This is a genomic window from Actinomadura sp. 9N215 (assembly GCF_044326345.1).
Classification (GTDB): domain Bacteria; phylum Actinomycetota; class Actinomycetes; order Streptosporangiales; family Streptosporangiaceae; genus Spirillospora.
The window spans coordinates 239444-256076 of the sequence record NZ_JBIRBA010000012.1; the positions used below are offsets into that span (position 1 = coordinate 239444).

The window sequence follows — 16633 nt, forward strand, 5'->3', positions numbered from 1 at the left end:
GCCTCGGAAGGCTCGTCAGGACGGGTCGTCCGGCGGCCGCAGCTCGTCGGTGTAGCTGACCGTCAGGCGGCGCATCACGCCCGACCCGTCGATGGAGTACTGGCCGAGCCGGTCCAGCGGCGGCGAATAGGCGTGGATGGAGACGCTGGCGTCTTCCAGGCCGGTGAGCCGGTGGATGTGGTCGGGACCGAAGGAGAACGACCGTCCCTCGCCGACGACGATGCGCACGGGGTCGCCGCCGATGCGCGGGTTGTTCTCCTCGATCGCACCGGCGACGACGCGGACGGCGCCCGACGACACGTCGTGGTCGTGCCAGCCGGTGTCGTTCTCGGGCGTCCAGCACAGGAGCCAGACGTCCACGTGCTCGTCGCGGTAGAGCGAGGCGTAGTGGCGCCGCCCGCCGGAGAACACGACGTGCTGCCGCCACAGCCCCGGCCGCTGCGCCAGGCCGTCGACCAGCGCGCGCAGCTCGTGCCTGTCGAGGGGACGTCCTGGCAGGCGCTCGAATCCGGCGGGGCGGGACAGGACCTCGGATGACACGGGTTCGCTCCTCTCCGATTCTCTCGTCGCCGCGCGCGCCGAGTGTGTCGAGCGCACGGCGAACGGGCTGGACACGGCTGCTGAACCGTATCAGTTAACCGTTTCAGTGAAGCGATTCAGAGGACGTCCCGTCAAGTCGGGTCCGCGGGTTTGTCAGTGGCGGCGTCTAGGGTTGGGGGGATGTCGGAGAAGCGCAAGCGCGCGACCATCCGGGAAGTGGCGCAGGCGACGGGTCTGTCGCCTGCGGCCGTCTCGTACGCGCTGCGCGGGATCCAGACATCGGAGGAGACGCAGGAGCGGGTCCGCGCGGCGGCGGACGAGCTCGGCTACGAGGCGCATCCGATCGCGCGGGCGCTGGCCAGCGGCCGCACCGACCAGGTCGGGCTGCTGTGCGGCTCCCTGGAGGACTACTGGCAGCAGTCCCTCGCCGTCGGCATCGGCCGGGCGCTGCTGGCCCGCGACCGCTACGCCCTCATCGTCGACGCGGGCGGCGATCCCGAGCGGGAGCTGGTGCTCGCCAGGCGGCTGCGCGACCAGCGGGTGGACGGCCTGATCGTCCAGCCGCTCGACCCGTCCGCCGCGCTGTGGACGGAGCTCGCCGGCACCATCCCGGTGGTGTCCATCGGCGACGCGCTGCACGGCGGCCAGGCGCAGGGCGAGGTCGTGTTCGACAACCGGCGCGGCGTCACGCTCGCGCTGGAGCACCTGCGCGACCTCGGGCACCAGCGCGTCACCGTGTTCACCCCGACCGGGGCCAGCACGCCCGACCGTCCCGCCGACGTGCACGTGAACGCCGAGGCCGAGCGGCTGGGCCTGCGGGTCGGCGTGGTGGTCGTGCCGCAGTCGCTCGCCGCGTCCACCGAGGTCGCCCTGCGGGTGCTCGGCGGTTCCGACCGCCCCTCCGCCGTGTTCTGCTTCGCCGACTCGATCGCCTACGGCGTCTACGCCGCCACCCGCGAGCTGGGCCTGGACGTCCCCGGCGACGTGGCGGTCTGCGGGTACGACAACCATCCGATGTCGGCGCTGCTCACCCCGCCGCTCACCACCGTCGACTGGGACATCGACGGCATCGTGCACTCCGCCGTCCGGCTCGTCGTGGACGTCATCGACGGCAAGCCGCGCAGGCGCCGCGTCGTCCGGGAGCCGTCCCTCCGCGTCCGCGCCTCCACCGGCGAGCGGTCCGGCTAGGGGTCACGGGTGCAGCCGGGCCAGGCCGGGGAGCAGGTCCGCGGCGGCGGCGATGTCGGCGTCCAGCGGCCGGTCCTCCACGCGCGGGTCGAGGACGGCGGCGGCCAGGTCGAGCGCCGACCGCAGCGGCCCGCCGGACGGCGCGCGCCCCTGCATCCGCAGCGCCCGGACGCCCGCGACGAGCTCGCAGCCGAGCCCGAGCCGGTACGCGGCGACGGCGTCGGTCGTCGCGCGCGCCGACTGCGTCGAGAAGCCCGCGTGCTCCTCCACGCCGCGCGACAGCACCGCGCTGCCGAGCGCCGCCGGGGTCGCGAGGCGGCGGACGTCCGCGAGACACGAATGCGCCACATACTCCAAGATCATGATTCCGGACGACGCCTCCGTCGCGCCCTGGAACGGATAGAGCCCGGTGAACGACGGCTCCGCGAGCGTCCCGAGCCGGGCCGCGGCCAGCGCCATGGTCTGGAACAGCGCGGCGCGGGCGGAGTCGAGCGCGAGGCCGACGTACGCGGTGTGGAAGTTGCCGTTGTGCCAGACCGTCCGGCCCGCGACGTCCACGAGCGGGTTCTCGGCGGCGGCGTTGATCTCGCGGGCGACGACCTGCTCGGCGTAGCCGGCCGCCTCCAGCGCGGGCCCGTGGACCTGCGGGAACGCCCGGTAGCCGTACGGGTCCTGGATGCGCATCGGCGCGGGCTGGTCGAAGGCGAGCAGCGTCCGCATCGCCGCCGCGACGTCCTGCTGGCCGGGATGCGGGCACGCGTCCTGCACGGCCCGCGCGTACGGCTCGCCCGACCCCCGGACGGCGAAGTGCGACAGCGCCGCGACCACCGTGGACGCGCTCAGCAGCTCCCGCAGGTCCGCCACCGCGAGCGCCGCCTCGCCGAGCGTCGCCGCGTTCGAGCTGATGAACGCCAGCGCGTCGGCCGACCGCAGCCGGTAGCCGGGGCCGCGCTCGGCCGCGCCGTCCGGTCCCGGCCGCCAGGGCCGCTCGCCCAGCAGGCACAGCGCCGTCGACGCCAGCGCGGTCAGGTCGCCCGTCCCGATCGCGCCGTACACCGGCACCGGAGGAAGAAGGCCCAGGTTGAGGACGTCCGCCAGCGCCTGCAACACGCCCGGTTCGACGCCCGAGCCGCCCGCCGCGATCTGGTTCAGCCGCACCGTCAGCATCGCCCGGACGATCTCCGGCGCGACGAGCGGCCCCGCGCCCGCCGCGTGGCTGCGCAGCAGCCGCAGCCCGTGCGCGTCGGAGTCCTCCCACTCGACGTCGACGACGCGGTTCGCGCCGACGCCGGTCGTCCGCCCGTACACCGGCTGCGACGCGGCGACCTCGGCGGCCGTCCGCCAGGCCGCCCTGGCCCGGTCGACGCCGTCCGGCGCTATGGCGACCGTCACATCCTCGCGGGCCGCGCGTACCACCTGGGCGCAGGTCAGCGCCGTCCCGTCGATAACGATTCGGCTGTGCTCCACGGCGCAACGCTACTTTCCCTGCATTACTGGTCGTTATGCTCCAGATCTCAAGTTCCGGACACGCCGGGACATCACGGTGACCGTACCCATTAGTTACGGTTGGGTAGAACCGAGTTACGGCAGGCAGAAGCCGGAGTCGATGGACGGCGTCGAGGGCGCCCTGCGAGGAGTGAATCGTTGATCACCTTTGAGGGCGTCACCAAACGCTACCCGGGCGGCACCGTCGCGCTCGACGACGTCAGCCTCGACTGCCCCGCCGGCCGCATCACCGTGTTCGTCGGCACGTCGGGCGGCGGCAAGACCACGGCGCTGCGCACCATCAACCGGATGGTGGAGCCCACGTCCGGACGGGTCCTCATCGACGGGCAGGACGTCCGCGAGAACCGGCCCGCCGAGCTGCGGCGCGGCATCGGCTACGTCATCCAGCACGCCGGGCTGTTCCCGCACCGCACGATCGAGGACAACATCGCCACCGTCCCGTACCTGCTGCGCTGGAACAAGAAGAAGGCGCGGGAGCGGGCGCTGGAGCTGATGGAGCGGGTCGGGCTCGAACACTCGATGGCCAAGCGGTACCCGTTCCAGCTGTCGGGCGGCCAGCAGCAGCGCGTGGGCGTCGCCCGCGCCCTCGCCGCCGACCCGCCGATCATGCTGATGGACGAGCCGTTCAGCGCCGTCGACCCCGTCGTCCGCGCCGAACTGCAGGACGAGTTCCTCCGCCTCCAGGACGAGCTGCACAAGACGATCGTGTTCGTCACCCACGACATCGACGAGGCCATCAAGCTCGGCGACAAGATCGCCGTGTTCCAGACCGGCGGGAGGCTCGTCCAGGTCGACAGCCCCGAGAACCTCCTGGCCCATCCGGCCGACGACTTCGTCGCCGGTTTCATCGGCCAGAACCGCGGGATCCGCACGCTCTCCTTCGCCGGGACGAGCGACCTGCGGCTGAGCGACGACGCCGTCCGGTCCGTGACCGCGGACCCCGCCGACGTCGCCGGTCTCGACTGGGTGCTCGTCGTCGACGAGGGCCGCCGTCCGCTGGGCTGGACCCGTCCCACCCAGGTCGCGGGCGCGCTGTCGGAGGCGCCGCTCGCGCCGGTCGGCGCCACGTTCCGCGTCGGCGCCGACTCCGTGCGCGTCGCGCTGGACGCGGCCGTCCTGTCCCCGGCGGGCCTGGCGGTCGGCGTCGACGAGGCGGGCGCGGTGATCGGCACGGCCGCCGGAACCGACCTCCTCGCCGTCCCCACCCACGGCACCCACACCAACGGCAACGGCAACGGCGGCAACGGCGCCACCGCCGTGGATGCCGTGGACGACGTGAACGCGGATGACGTGGACGACACGCCCGGCGACGACGCCCGTCCGGACGGCGGAGGCGCGGGCTGATGGACATCGACTGGTCCTGGATCGCCGACCACCGGGACACGCTCACCGAGCACGCGCTCATCCATCTCAGGCTGGCGCTGCTGCCGGTGCTGTTCGGCCTGCTCATCTCGCTGCCGCTCGGCGTGCTGTGCCGCCGCTGGGGCTGGCTCTACCCGCCGACGCTCACCATCGCGAACGTCCTGTACGCGGTCCCGTCGCTCGCGCTGTTCATGATCTTCATCCAGTACACGGGGCTCACCGCGTCCACCGTCATGATCCCGCTGACGCTGTACAGCCTGTCGGTGCTGATCCCGAACGTGGTGGACGGCCTGGCGTCGGTGTCCGAACCCGTCCGGCAGGCCGCGACCGCCATGGGATTCGGAACGCTCCGCCGCCTCATGCAGGTCGAGCTGCCGATCGCCGTGCCCATCGTCATCGCCGGGACGCGGGTCGCCGCGGTGTCGTCCATCAGCCTCGTCGCCGTCGGGCAGCTGATCGGGCAGGGCGGGCTCGGCTACGACATCATCCGCGGCTACCAGCTCCAGTTCCAGACGCAGATCGTCGCCGCGACCGTCCTGATCGTGCTGCTGGCGCTCGTCACCGACGCGATCCTGGTCACCGTCCAACGGCTGCTCACACCCTGGGCGCGGGCGCGCGGGAAGGCGGCCTGATGACCGCAGCGAAGCGAGGATCTTCAGGCCGCCTCCCCGGGGGTCTGGGGGTCGCCCCCCAGAAAGGCAGGGCGTCGTGAACGACCTGTGGAACCAGATCGACCTTTTCTGGACGTGGCTGACCGCGTCCTCCCAATGGCACGGCGCCGACGGGATTCCGCACCGCCTGCTCCAGCACGTCTACTACAGCGGGGTGTCGCTGTTCTGCGCCGCCGTGATCGGGCTGGCGCTCGGCCTCCTCGTCGGGCACACCGGACGCGGCGGTTTCCTCGCCATCAGCGTCGCGAACGTCGCCCGCGCGATCCCCACGTTCGGCCTGGTGCTGTTCGTCGTCGTGATCGAGTACAGCATCACGCCGGTGCTGATCGCGCTCGTCGCGCTGGCCGTCCCGCCGATCCTCGTCAACACCTTCGAGGGCGTCCGGGCCGTGGACGCCGACGCCAAGGACGCGGCCCGTGGCATGGGCATGACCGGCTGGGGCGTGCTGTGGCGGGCCGAGCTGCCGATCGCGCTGCCGCTGATCCTGCTCGGGCTCCGCACGTCCGCGATCCAGGTCGTCGCGACCGCCACCATCGCCGCGTACCCGGGGTTCGGCGGCCTCGGCCGCTACATCATCGACGGCCTGGCCCGCAACGACTACCAGCTCGTCGTCGGGGGCACCGTCCTGGTGGTGCTGCTCGCGCTGATCGTCCAGCTGGTCTTCGCGGGGCTGCGCCGCCTCATCGTCTCGCCGGGCCTGCTCGGCTCCGCCCGTTCATCCTGACCGAAGGAAAAGGACAATGAAGAAACTCATCCGTGGCGCGGTCGTCGGCCTGGTGGCCGCCCTGACGCTGTCCGCCTGCGGCGGCGGAGACTCCGGCGACGACAACCCGCTCGCCGGTGGCGGCGGCGACGGCGGCACCGTCACCGTCGGCGGCGCCAACTTCCCCGAGAGCAACCTTCTCGGCGAGCTCTACGCGCAGGCCCTGGAAGCGAAGGGCGTCAAGGTCACCCGCAAATTCAACATCGGCGCCCGCGAGGTCTACTACGACCAGGTCGTGAAGGGCGGCATCAGCGTGATGCCCGAATACAACGGCGCGCTGCTGACGACGTCCGTCGAGAAGAACAGCACCGCCGCGACGACCGCGGAGATCAACGCGGCGCTCAAGGCGAAACTGCCCGCCGACGTCGAGATCCTGAACTCCGCCCAGGCCGAGGACAAGGACTCCGTCACCGTCAACCCGCAGACCGCCGCGAAGTACAGCCTGAAGTCCATCGCCGACCTGAAGCCGGTCGCCAAGGACCTCACCATCGCGGGCCCGTCCGAATTCAAGACGCGGCAGCAGGGTCTCGTCGGCCTCAAGAGCGCCTACGGCCTCGAATTCAAGAAGTTCCAGCCGTTCGACGCCGGGGCCCAGGCCACGCTGGTGAAACTCCTCACCGAGAACAAGATCCAGGCCGCCGACCTCTTCACCACCGACCCGACCATCGAGCAGAACAAACTCGTCGTCCTGGAAGACCCGAAGAACGTCTTCAGCGCCCAGAACGTGACGCCGCTGGTGCACAAGAAGTCCGTGAACGACACGGCGCGGACGGCCCTCAACGCCGTCTCCGCCAAGCTCACCACCCAGGATCTCCTCGACATGATGAAGCGCATCGCCATCGACAAGGAGGACCAGGAAAAGGTCGCCGAAGAGTGGCTCAAGAAGTCCGGCCTGGCCTGACCCGCTCGGTTCGCTCGGGCCCCGCTCCGCGATTCGTGGAGCGGGGCCCGAGCCGTTTCAAGAAGGAGCGCCGCGCCTGTCGATTTCCGATGTGCGCGCGCGTCGTCATGGAGAGGCGCGGCACCGATACCCTGACGGATCGATCATGAGGGGACGACCATGAGCACAGTGATCTCGGCCGACGGAACCGCCATCGCGTTCGAGCGAACCGGTGAGGGCCCGCCTGTCGTCCTGGTGGCCGGGGCCCTGTGCGACCGCCTGGCGACCGGCCCGCTGGCCGCCGAGCTGGGACGGCACTTCACCGTGTTCGGCTACGACCGCCGCGGACGGGGCGACAGCGGCGACACCGCCCCGGACACCGTCCAGCAGGAGATCGAAGACCTGGGCGCGCTCATCGCCGAGGCCGGCGGGGAGGCGGCGGTGTACGGCCACTCGTCCGGGGCGGCCCTGGCGCTGCACGCGGCGGCGTCCGGCCTGCCCATCACCGGGCTCGTCCTCCACGAGCCGCCCTTCCTCCTCCAGGAAGACCCGGAGGAACGCGAAAGGTCGCGGGCGCTTCTCGCCACCATCAAGGAACTCCTCGCACAGGACCGTCCCGCCGACGCGATCACGGCCTTCCTGACGCCCACGGGGATGCCGCAGCAGCTCGTCGACTTCATGAGCCAGAACCCGGGGACCCAGGCGAGCGCCCGGACCCTGCCCATCGACCCGTTCGAGGTTGTGAGCGCGGACAGCCGGGGCGGACGCACCCCGATCGAGCAGGCGCGCGGCGTGACGGTCCCCACGCTCGTGCTGTGCGGCGGCACCAGCCATTCATGGATGATCGAGACGGCCGAACAGATCGCCGCCGCCATGCCGGACGGACGGCTCCAGATCCTCCCCGACCAGGGCCACATCGTCTCGCCCGACGTACTGGCCCCCGCCCTCACCGACTACCTGACCCGGAACTGAATCGGCGCGTACTACCAGGCGCTCCTCGTCGGCCTGGCGGCCCAATGGCTCGCCGACCCCGACGGCTTCCCCACCGGACGCGAGTTCCTCCACGCCGTCCAGACCGTCGGCACCGGCCTGCTGTGACCGTGCTCATGGCAGTTCGTCTGATGTCCGACTAACGTCGCGCGAGGGATTCGATCACGGCAGTGCGGTGTGAAGCGGAGGTTGAGGTGCGTATCCGGATCGGGAACATGGCGGACGTTCCAGCTGTTCTGGCGCTCTACGATCGGGCGGTCGAATGGCTCGTCGCGTCCGGACGGTCGGGACAGTGGGGCTCGGAGCCCTGGTCGGAGAGCCCGAAGAGCATCGCGAGGGTCCGGCGGTTCGCCGAGTCGGGTGAGATGCGCGTCGCCGAGCACGGGGGCGATGTGGTCGGGGCCATGCGGCTGGGGGCCGCTCCTCAGTCCATCCCTCCCGTCGAGGAGCCGGACCTTTTTCTGGAGGCCCTTGTCATCGATCGGCGGGTCGCCGGGCTCGGCGTCGGCAAACTGCTGCTGGACCATGCCCGGGCCGAAGCCGCCGAAAGGGGGATCACCCTGCTCAGGGTCCAGTGTTGGGCGGGCGGAGATCAGGGGCTCGTCCGTTACTACGAAAGGGCGGGTTTCGTTCAGTCGGGGCGAATCAAGTCGACCTTTCTGGAGGGCTGGGAGGGCGCGATCCTCAGCCAGCGCCTCGACCACCGGACGTGCCCGGCCTGAAGGAGATCAGGCGTCGCGGTGGCGCAGGACGGTGATTCCGCCCCACAGCGCCGCCGCCGTCCAGGCGGCGAGAATTGCCAGTGCGATCGTCGCCGGATAGGGGGCGTCGCCCTTGAGCAGGTATTGGCCCGCCTTGCTCGGCAGGCCTTTCGCGACGTCTATGAGCAGTTCCGAACGGCTGTTGGCCAGCATGACCGGCAACACCATGATGAAGATGAACGCGGTGGTCAGGGTCGCGGCGGTGCTGCGGAGCATGGCCCCGACGCCTATGATCAGGACGCTCAGCACCGCCAGGTACAGGCCCGTCATGAGTGCGTCGTGGACGACGTCGCCCGCGTCGAGGCGTCCCCACTTTCCGAGGACGGGATAGGCGACGGCCGTGCCCGCCAGGCTCAGCAGCACCCCGGACGGGAAGACGACCGCCGCCGCGACGGCCGCTTTAGCCGACAGCATTCGGCCTCGCGGCGGGATCCATTGGAGCGTCGCGTGGATGCTTCCCGTCGCGTATTCACCCGTGATCATCAGAATGGCCAGGGCCAGGATCACGAACTGCACCATGTCCAGCGAGCCGGTGGCGATGTCGCTGACCGAGACCACTCCAGGGTGTTCCAGTGCGCGCTCATCGGTGTTGTTCGACACCGTTGCCTGCGCCATTAGCAGGGACAGCCCTATCATGAGCGTCAGTGCGCCGGCGAGGCCCCAGTACGTGGAACGGATCGTCCACAACTTCGTCCATTCGGCCGCGACCGCGCCCCGCATACCCCCGCCGGACGCTTTTCCGATCTCGACGCTCATCGGGCCTGTTTTCGTCGTCATCGCAGTGCCTCCGCCCCCGGCATGCCGGTGCCGTATTCCACGCTCGCCCCGGTCAGATCCATGTACGCCTCTTCCAGCGACGCTTCGACGGCGGTCAGTTCGAGCACGGGGAATCCCGCCTCGTACGCCATGAGGCCGACCCGGTCTACCGGAAGTCCCGTGACGCGCAGTTCGTTCTCGTCCGCCCGGCGCACTTCGGCGCCGACGGCGGCGAGCCGTTCCGCGAGGTCGGCGGCGCGGGGGCTGCGCACCCGGACCGCGTTGCCGGAGCCGCGCGCGATCACCTCGGCCATCGGCGCGTCGGCGAGGAGGCGTCCGCGGCCCAGCACCACCAGCTGATCGGCCGTGAGTTGCATTTCGCTCATCAGGTGCGACGACACGAAAACCGTGCGGCCTTCCGCGGCCAGCCCGCGCATGAGCCGCCGCACCCACAGAACTCCGTCCGGGTCGAGCCCGTTCACCGGCTCGTCGAACATCAGCACGCCCGGATCGCCCAGCAGCGCTCCCGCGATTCCCAGCCGTTGGCGCATTCCCAGCGAATACGTACCGACCCGGCGCCCCGCGACGGATTCCAGCCCGACAAGCCCCAGCACCTGGTCCACGCGCGCCCGCGGAATTCCGTTGCTGCGCGCCATCGCCAGCAGCTGCGCACGCGCCGGACGGCCGGGGTGCACGGAGCCCGCGTCCAGCAGCGCCCCGACCTCACGGATCGGACGCGCCATTCCCGCATACCTGCGCCCGCCCACCAGCGCCTCGCCCGCGCTCGGATGATCCAGGCCCACGATCATGCGCATCGTGGTGGATTTCCCTGCCCCGTTCGGGCCGAGGAACCCGGTGACCTTACCCGCCGCCACCTCCAGCGACAGGTCGTCCACCGCGGTCTTGTCCCCGTACCGTTTCGTCAGTCCCCGCAAAGTGATCACTGGGGTTCTCCGCTCGACCGTCCATCATGCCGAGCCCGAACCTAGGCGGCCGGAAACACCCGCCACACTCCCCGAACGCCACCCCCCACCCCTGACTTTCGTCAGGAACCCGAACGTCGCGGGCCCCGCCGATGAAGGTCACGGGGTGGGCGCTTCGGCCATTCCTAGTCGAAAAGCGTGCCGCGGGAGGGGTGTCTGCGGCTCCACTTCTCCTCCCAGCGAAGAAGGCTGGCCTGCCAGTCGGGCAACTCGGGATGGTATTCCCGCACCATATGGGGCTTGTCCGGCTGGGCGACCAGAAACCTCCAGAATTCCTCTACCGCCTGCCGGACCTCGTCAACTCCATATTCACCGGACTCATCGGACCAATTGCTTCTGATCGAGACTCCGGTGGGCGTGAAGGTGACCGTGTAGTTGTCGCTGCTCCAGGGCTCGAACGGATCGCGCCCGGCGGATACGTCCGCCAGCATGGCCAGGGCGTCAAGACAGACGAGCTTGTGGATGGAGACGTCGCTGATGAGCCAGTAGCCGAGAGCGTCGTAACGACTGCTGTCGGCACGAAAAAGCGGCAGCCCGAACTGATCCAGCCTGAATGTCATGAACGTCACTTATGGCTCCGATCCCTCCAGAGTTACACCACGGGCCAGCCGTGGCCGAGACCACCCTGATGATAGTACCCCTCAATGACCACATTGCGGTACTCGCCGCGCCACATGTTGCCGCCGATCGGCTGGGCGTTCCGGAAGGCGCCGGGAATGGCGGCGTCGACCTCAGCGGCGGTCCAGTTATCGGGAAAGAAGGAACTGACTCCGTTGTTACCGCCCTTGGGAACCCAGCCCGGAGGATTCCCATTCGGATTCCAGTATTCAGGTTCAGCCGTATAGGCTCCGGTTCTGGTGTCGACGTTCTTGGTGCCGGGTATGATCCGCCGGCCCGGGAAGTCCTGGCCGCCGGGGCGATAGTGATAGCCGGAACCCCGCCCCTGCGCGTTGACGTGGCCGCCGCCGATCACGTGGTCGCGAGCCCATGGGCGCATCCTGCCGGGGCGGTTGCGGCGGTTGGCTCTCTTGAGGAATTTGATCGCGGAGGCCATGAGCCCCCCGGCCGCCTTGCCTTTCGCGGTCATGCTGCCCTGTCCGCGGAGTTCGCGACGTCACCCATTGAGGATCACCTGGAGGGCCTGGTCTATGAGGAGGTCGATGATGGCGCCGGTGATCATCTTGAAGATGGGGATCTCGGCGAGGGAGGCGCCGAAGGTGGGGGCGGCGGTGGCGATGGCCTGGGCGATCTGGATGGCCAGGATCGTCAGCTGGACGATGACGTTGATCTTCAGGGCGAGGACGATGCCGCCGCACACCATGAGGCCCGCGCCGATGATGTTCGCGGCGGTGGTGAAGTCCTCGAGGTTGGTCTTGGGGGACTCTTCGGCCGTCCAGGCATTGCGGAACGCCTCGATGTCGTCGCCCTTGTTGGCCTGCCACACCCGCTGGGCCTGGGCGTCGGCCTCGCCGAGGGGACCGCTGTGGGAGCCGGCGAAGCGGAGCCAGGCGTTGCCCATTTCCAGGAGTTTCACTTCGTCGGCCTCGGGCCAGGTGTAGCCGAGCATCGACAGGAGGGAGCGAAGTTCGCCGGGGAGCTGGAGGCCCATCAGCCCAGCACGTCCCGGACTCGGTTGACCTCCGTGACGTTGTGCTGCTCGGCGCGGAAATGGTTCGCGGCCACCGCCTGGACGGCGTCCGAGTCCTCGGTCATGGTCTCGACGTTGTCGTTGTAGCACTCCGCGGCGACCTCGTAGACCGCGCGGTACATCTCGCCGATCAGGGAGCCGATGTCGTCGGTTCCCCATGGTTCGCCGAAGGCGGCCAGTTCGGACCGGAACGCTTCCCAATCGGCTTTCAGCTTCTGCGCCGAGGAGCCGATGCCGATTCCGGAGCGCCGGATCCCCTCGGGGTCGACCTCGTATCCGGGCATTCCCATGGGTTCTTCTCCTTGTTCAGCGCGGTTCGAAGGAGTTCATCAGGTCGCGTAGTGACCGGGTGTATTCGCTCAGTTGCCGGAGGCTGCGGTCCTGGGCTTCGCGCAGGCGTCCGTCGAGGTCGGCGGCCGGCCCTTCGGAGGCGGGGCCGGGTGACCGTGCCGCCCAGGCGTCGAGGGCGGCGTTGATGGCGGCCATGGCGCGTTCGGCGATTTCGTGCGAGTCCAGGCGCGCGGCGCGAGGGCCTATTTCGACGGTCTCGATCCGGCCCTCGGGGGTCACCGCCGCTCGGATCGTCCGGTCGGGGTCGTGTCCTTCGGCGGACGTCTCCGGAGTGGTGGGAGGGGGCTGGGCGGCGGCGCTGAGGACGTTTCCCAGGACCTTTTCCAGGTCGTCGGTGGCGCGTTCGTAGCTCATCGGATGCTCGCCCGCGCTTTCGCCAATGCCTCGCCGATCGACTGGTTGATCAGGGCCATCTGGCGCATGCCCTGTTCCTGGACGTCCCGTAGGGATTGGACGAGTGCGGCCTGGTCGACGGTGGGCTCGGTGTCGGCGGGTTTCGCCTGGGCGCGCAGGTCGTCCAGCGCGGCGTTGGCGGCCGTGGCGATGTGCGCGCCGAGTTCCTCTGGTGAGGACCGCATTGCGCGGGGATCGAGTTCCAGACCGGCGAGGCGTCCTTTGGCCGCGGTGGCCTTGACCCGTTCTTCGTCCGCCGTGCCTGCGCCGCGTCCCGACTGCCCGCCGGACGCTGCCGTAGGCCCTTTTTCGGGCGAGCCGGAATGGGTCGCGGTGCGCAACAGTTTCAGCTGCTCACGTGCTTTGACCAGCCGGTCTTCCGCATTTTCAGAAGGGGGTCCGGTCACCGATGCTCCCTGATGTCCAGAGGAACCCGCATAGACGGTACTACCAGCTTGCGAGTGCATTCGGGTAATGGACGAATTCCGGACGCGGGTGGTTCCGGCCGAGCGGCGGTCAGGGGTGGGGGAGGCGGCCGTTCAGGCGGTTCGTGAGGGTCGCGGCGGTGGCGCGGGCCTGTTCGGCCAGGCTCGGCCAGGCTTCCTCGGGGTGGTCTTCGCGGCGGAAGGTGATGGTGATGGCGGCGGTGGGGTGGGCCGTGTGGTCGAAGGCGCAGGCGGCGATGCTGGCGAAGCCCTCGGTGATGTGGCCGTCCTCCGCCGACCAGCCGCGGCGGGCGTCCTCGCCGAGGGCGCGGCGGAGGTCGGTGAGGGTCGTGGGGCCGCGGCCGGTGCGGCTGATGAAGGGGGCCGCGCGGGTGGCGACCGGGACGGCGAACAGGGCCCTCACCTGGGCGGGCGGCAGGTGGGCGAGCATCGAGCGGCCGCTGGCGGTGAGGTGGGCGGGCATCCGGACGCCCACGTCGGTGACGAGCGTGGCGTGCCGGACGGGCTGCTCCTTGAGCAGGTAGAGGGTCTCCGCGCCGTGCAGGATGCCCAGCTGGACGATCTCGCCGACGCGGTCGACGAGGCGGCGGAGCAGGGGACGGGCCAGGCGTTCCAGGGGTTCGTGGCGGAGGTAGGCGGACCCGATCTCGAAGGCCGCGACGCCCAGGCCCCAGCGGCGTTCCTCGGGGATGTAGGTGACGAAGCCGTCCTCGGCCATCGCGGTCAGGAGGTGGTAGGTGCTGGAGCGGGGGAGGCCGAGGGAGCGGGCGATCGAGGACGCGGGCAGGGGGCCCGGGGCGGTGGCCAGCAGGCGCAGGACCGCCAGGGCGCGGCGGGCGGCCGGTACCTGGGACATGACCCCATTGTCTCGTATCTGAGACGAGCTGGTCGGCCCGGCCCCCCTGCGCACGGGTCAAGGGCGCGGGATCTCCGTCAGGGGCAGGTCTTCCATGCGAGGTGGTAGGAAGTGCCGAGTTCGGCGTTCACGTCCAGGACGCCCGGCTTGGTCTTGTCCGAGGACGCCAGGCGTATTTCGGTGTTGAGATTGATGCTCGAAGGATCGTCGCAACGCACCCACTGGAGATGGCTGGGCGGGACTTTCTGGCTGAGCTGCCAGCCGTCGGCGACAGGGCCGCGAATCTCTCCCGTGAACGTGCTGAGCTGCGGAGTGCCCGCGAAGTAGAACGCCGATTTGAGGTGACCGGTCGTCCCGGGCCCCAGGTCGGCGGAGCCGCGGTGGTCCGACCCCATCACCGCGTAGGTGACGCCCTTCGGGACGGTGGCCTTCAGGTTGATCTGGCAGTTCTTGCGGAAGTCCGTCGGTTTGGCGTCGCCGCCGATCCTGGCCGTGAAAGCGCGGTATTTGATGGTGAAGCCGCCCGTGCCGGTGACGGCGCTGACGGACCCGGGCGGGCATCCCGAGCCGTTGACGGTCGCGATCTCGAATGTGGGGTCGTCGCCCATCGAGGCCGCGGACGCGGGTGGCCAGGCCGAGACGGGCAGGGCCAGGGCGACGCTCAGTGTCACGGTCGCCTTGATTCCGGGGTGCGTCATGAGGGAGCTTCCTGGTTAGGGGGGTGGCCAGGGCTTGCCTGTGGTCGGTTCGGCCGGTCGATATCGCCGGAACCGACACTTCATCGAGAGTAATTTCAATTAAATTGGCATGCAATGGTGAAAATCCATTCTATTGTCGCGTTCAATATGACCGACCGGCTTCGCCGCGCCGTCGCGGCGGCACTGTCTCGGATCTGAGACAGCTTCGGCGGGCAGGGGCTCGTGCTGGGCGGACGGGGGCGGTGCAATGGTGGGTATGAGCTTTGACATGGGGGACGGCGGCGTTCGGGTCGGACCGGAACCGCTCGGCTTCGCGCAGGTCGCGGCGGTCGCGCGGCGCGGTGCGGCGGTCTCGTTGACGGACGAGGCGCTGAAGCTGGTCGCGGACGCGCGCGGGCACATCGAGGAGCTGTCCGCGCGTCCCACGCCCGTCTACGGTGTCTCCACCGGGTTCGGGGCGCTGGCCACCCGGCACATCGCGCCCGAGAAGCGGGCGCAGCTGCAGCTGAACATCGTCCGGTCGCACGCGGCGGGGACGGGGCCCGAGGTCGAGCGGGAGGTCGTCCGGGCGCTGATGCTGCTCAGGCTGCGGACGCTCGCCACCGGGCGGACAGGCGTCCAGCCCGCCACGGTGCGGACGCTCGCCGCGCTGCTGAACGCCGGCATCACGCCCCAGGTCTTCGAGCACGGGAGCCTCGGCTGTTCCGGGGACCTCGCGCCGCTCGCCCATGTGGCGCTCGCGCTGATCGGCGAAGGGTCGGTCAGGGACGCGCAGGGCGTGCTCAAACCGGCCGCCGAAGCGCTGGAAGAGGCGGGGATCGCGCCGGTCACGCTGGGCGCGAAGGAAGGGCTCGCCCTCCTGAACGGGACGGACGGCATGCTCGGCATGCTCGTCCTCGCCATCGAGGACCTGCACGGGCTCCTCACGGCCGCGGACGTCGCGGCCGCGATGACCGTCGAGGCGCTGCTCGGCACCGACCGCGTCTTCGCCGCCGACCTGCAGGAACTCCGGCCGCATCCGGGGCAGGCGGCGTCGGCGGCGAACCTGCGGGCGCTGCTCGGCGACTCGGAGATCATGGAGTCGCATCGCGGGCCCGACTGCACGCGCGTGCAGGACGCGTACTCGCTGCGCTGCGCCCCGCAGGTCAACGGGGCGGCCCGCGACACGCTGGAGCACGCCGAATTGGTGGCGGGCAGGGAACTCGCGTCCGCCATCGACAATCCCGTGGTGCTGCCGGACGGACGAGTCGAGTCCAACGGCAATTTCCACGGGGCGCCCATCGCCTATGTCCTCGATTTCCTCGCCGTGCCGGCGGCGGACGTCGCCTCGATGTCGGAGCGGCGCACCGACCGGATGCTCGACAAGGGCCGGTCCTACGGGCTGCCCGCCTTTCTCGCCGACGATCCGGGCGTCGACTCCGGGCACATGATCGCGCAGTACACGCAGGCGGCGATCGTGTCGGATCTGAAGCGCCGCGCCGCGCCCGCGAGCGCCGACTCCATTCCGAGTTCGGCCATGCAGGAGGACCACGTGTCGATGGGCTGGAACTCGGCCCGCAAGCTGCGCAGGTCCGTGGACGGGCTCGCGCAGGTGATCGCCATCGAGATCCTCACCGCCGCGCGGGCCCTCGACCTGCGCACCCCGCTGCGTCCCGGACCGGCGACCGGCGCCGTCGTCGCGAAGCTGCGGGAGGCCGTCCCGCCGCCGGGACCGGACCGCTACCTCGCGCCCGAGATCGCCGCCGCGACCGAGATGGTCCGGGACGGGTCGCTGATCGCCGCCGCCGAGGCCGTCACCGGCCGCCTCTCCTAAGCCCGCTCTCGTCCTGAGCCCGCACTCG

Annotated in this window: 20 protein-coding genes; 8 read left to right on the forward strand and 12 right to left on the reverse strand. The window is 70.2% G+C overall.

What is annotated here, in order from left to right; translation table 11 throughout:
* Nucleotides 1-15: 15 nt before the first annotated feature.
* Nucleotides 16-540: a cysteine dioxygenase gene (locus tag ACH34T_RS21690; protein ID WP_395994005.1), complete on the reverse strand. Its 525-nt coding sequence runs from the start codon at nt 538-540 to the stop codon at nt 16-18.
* Between the two features lie 180 nt (nt 541-720).
* Here ACH34T_RS21690 and ACH34T_RS21695 point away from each other — a divergent pair, with 180 nt between their 5' ends.
* Nucleotides 721-1728, forward strand: a complete 1008-nt coding sequence (locus ACH34T_RS21695) for a LacI family DNA-binding transcriptional regulator (protein WP_395994006.1) — start codon at nt 721-723, stop codon at nt 1726-1728.
* Between the two features lie 3 nt (nt 1729-1731).
* Here ACH34T_RS21695 and ACH34T_RS21700 read toward each other — a convergent pair whose 3' ends face one another.
* A complete protein-coding gene (locus ACH34T_RS21700) occupies nt 1732-3195 on the reverse strand; it encodes an aromatic amino acid ammonia-lyase (protein WP_395994007.1) in 1464 nt (487 codons plus the stop codon).
* A gap of 177 nt (nt 3196-3372) precedes the next feature.
* Here ACH34T_RS21700 and ACH34T_RS21705 point away from each other — a divergent pair, with 177 nt between their 5' ends.
* The 6 genes from ACH34T_RS21705 to ACH34T_RS21730 all read left to right on the forward strand — a co-directional run bounded on the left by ACH34T_RS21705 (nt 3373) and on the right by ACH34T_RS21730 (nt 8622).
* On the forward strand, nt 3373-4578 hold the full coding sequence (locus ACH34T_RS21705; protein WP_395994008.1) for an ABC transporter ATP-binding protein: 1206 nt from the start codon (nt 3373-3375) through the stop codon (nt 4576-4578).
* Nucleotides 4578-5228 carry an ABC transporter permease gene (locus ACH34T_RS21710; RefSeq protein ID WP_395994009.1) on the forward strand — a complete coding sequence of 217 codons (651 nt, stop codon included), beginning with the start codon at nt 4578-4580 and terminating at the stop codon, nt 5226-5228. Before ACH34T_RS21705 ends, ACH34T_RS21710 begins: the two co-directional genes overlap by 1 nt.
* Nucleotides 5229-5304: 76 nt before the next feature.
* Nucleotides 5305-5991: an ABC transporter permease gene (locus tag ACH34T_RS21715; protein ID WP_395994010.1), complete on the forward strand. Its 687-nt coding sequence runs from the start codon at nt 5305-5307 to the stop codon at nt 5989-5991.
* 16 nt (nt 5992-6007) lie between these two features.
* Nucleotides 6008-6931 carry an ABC transporter substrate-binding protein gene (locus tag ACH34T_RS21720; RefSeq protein ID WP_395994011.1) on the forward strand — a complete coding sequence of 308 codons (924 nt, stop codon included), beginning with the start codon at nt 6008-6010 and terminating at the stop codon, nt 6929-6931.
* A gap of 159 nt (nt 6932-7090) precedes the next feature.
* On the forward strand, nt 7091-7882 hold the full coding sequence (locus ACH34T_RS21725) for an alpha/beta fold hydrolase (protein ID WP_395994012.1): 792 nt from the start codon (nt 7091-7093) through the stop codon (nt 7880-7882).
* Nucleotides 7883-8094: 212 nt separating this feature from the next.
* The gene (locus ACH34T_RS21730; protein ID WP_395994013.1) at nt 8095-8622 is read left to right on the forward strand and encodes a GNAT family N-acetyltransferase; all 528 of its coding nucleotides are present in this window, start codon (nt 8095-8097) and stop codon (nt 8620-8622) included.
* 6 nt (nt 8623-8628) lie between these two features.
* Here the strand turns inward: ACH34T_RS21730 and ACH34T_RS21735 are convergent, their stop codons facing one another.
* The 10 genes from ACH34T_RS21735 to ACH34T_RS21780 form a co-directional block, all read right to left on the reverse strand.
* Nucleotides 8629-9438, reverse strand: a complete 810-nt coding sequence (locus tag ACH34T_RS21735) for a hypothetical protein (RefSeq protein WP_395994014.1) — start codon at nt 9436-9438, stop codon at nt 8629-8631.
* Nucleotides 9435-10361 carry an ATP-binding cassette domain-containing protein gene (locus ACH34T_RS21740; protein WP_395994015.1) on the reverse strand — a complete coding sequence of 309 codons (927 nt, stop codon included), beginning with the start codon at nt 10359-10361 and terminating at the stop codon, nt 9435-9437. The genes ACH34T_RS21735 and ACH34T_RS21740 overlap by 4 nt, the downstream gene beginning before the upstream one ends.
* Nucleotides 10362-10525: 164 nt before the next feature.
* Nucleotides 10526-10969 carry a hypothetical protein gene (locus tag ACH34T_RS21745; protein WP_395994016.1) on the reverse strand — a complete coding sequence of 148 codons (444 nt, stop codon included), beginning with the start codon at nt 10967-10969 and terminating at the stop codon, nt 10526-10528.
* Between the two features lie 23 nt (nt 10970-10992).
* Complete coding sequence (locus ACH34T_RS21750; RefSeq protein ID WP_395994017.1) at nt 10993-11487, reverse strand: EndoU domain-containing protein; 495 nt, start codon at nt 11485-11487, stop codon at nt 10993-10995.
* Nucleotides 11488-11514: 27 nt separating this feature from the next.
* Nucleotides 11515-12009 carry a hypothetical protein gene (locus ACH34T_RS21755; protein ID WP_395994018.1) on the reverse strand — a complete coding sequence of 165 codons (495 nt, stop codon included), beginning with the start codon at nt 12007-12009 and terminating at the stop codon, nt 11515-11517.
* On the reverse strand, nt 12009-12338 hold the full coding sequence (locus ACH34T_RS21760) for a hypothetical protein (RefSeq protein WP_395994019.1): 330 nt from the start codon (nt 12336-12338) through the stop codon (nt 12009-12011). Before ACH34T_RS21760 ends, ACH34T_RS21755 begins: the two co-directional genes overlap by 1 nt.
* A gap of 16 nt (nt 12339-12354) precedes the next feature.
* A complete protein-coding gene (locus tag ACH34T_RS21765) occupies nt 12355-12753 on the reverse strand; it encodes a hypothetical protein (RefSeq protein ID WP_395994020.1) in 399 nt (132 codons plus the stop codon).
* Nucleotides 12750-13199, reverse strand: coding sequence for a YbaB/EbfC family DNA-binding protein (locus ACH34T_RS21770; RefSeq protein ID WP_395994021.1), 450 nt, complete (start codon nt 13197-13199; stop codon nt 12750-12752). The genes ACH34T_RS21765 and ACH34T_RS21770 overlap by 4 nt, the downstream gene beginning before the upstream one ends.
* 109 nt (nt 13200-13308) lie before the next feature.
* Nucleotides 13309-14094 (reverse strand): IclR family transcriptional regulator, encoded by a 786-nt coding sequence (locus ACH34T_RS21775; protein WP_395994022.1) that lies wholly within the window; start codon nt 14092-14094, stop codon nt 13309-13311.
* Nucleotides 14095-14171: 77 nt separating this feature from the next.
* Nucleotides 14172-14792 carry a DUF4360 domain-containing protein gene (locus ACH34T_RS21780; protein WP_395994023.1) on the reverse strand — a complete coding sequence of 207 codons (621 nt, stop codon included), beginning with the start codon at nt 14790-14792 and terminating at the stop codon, nt 14172-14174.
* Between the two features lie 268 nt (nt 14793-15060).
* On the opposite strand from ACH34T_RS21780, the gene hutH reads away from it, so the two are divergent.
* On the forward strand, nt 15061-16605 hold the full coding sequence (hutH, locus tag ACH34T_RS21785) for a histidine ammonia-lyase (RefSeq protein ID WP_395994043.1): 1545 nt from the start codon (nt 15061-15063) through the stop codon (nt 16603-16605).
* Nucleotides 16606-16633: the final 28 nt, after the last annotated feature.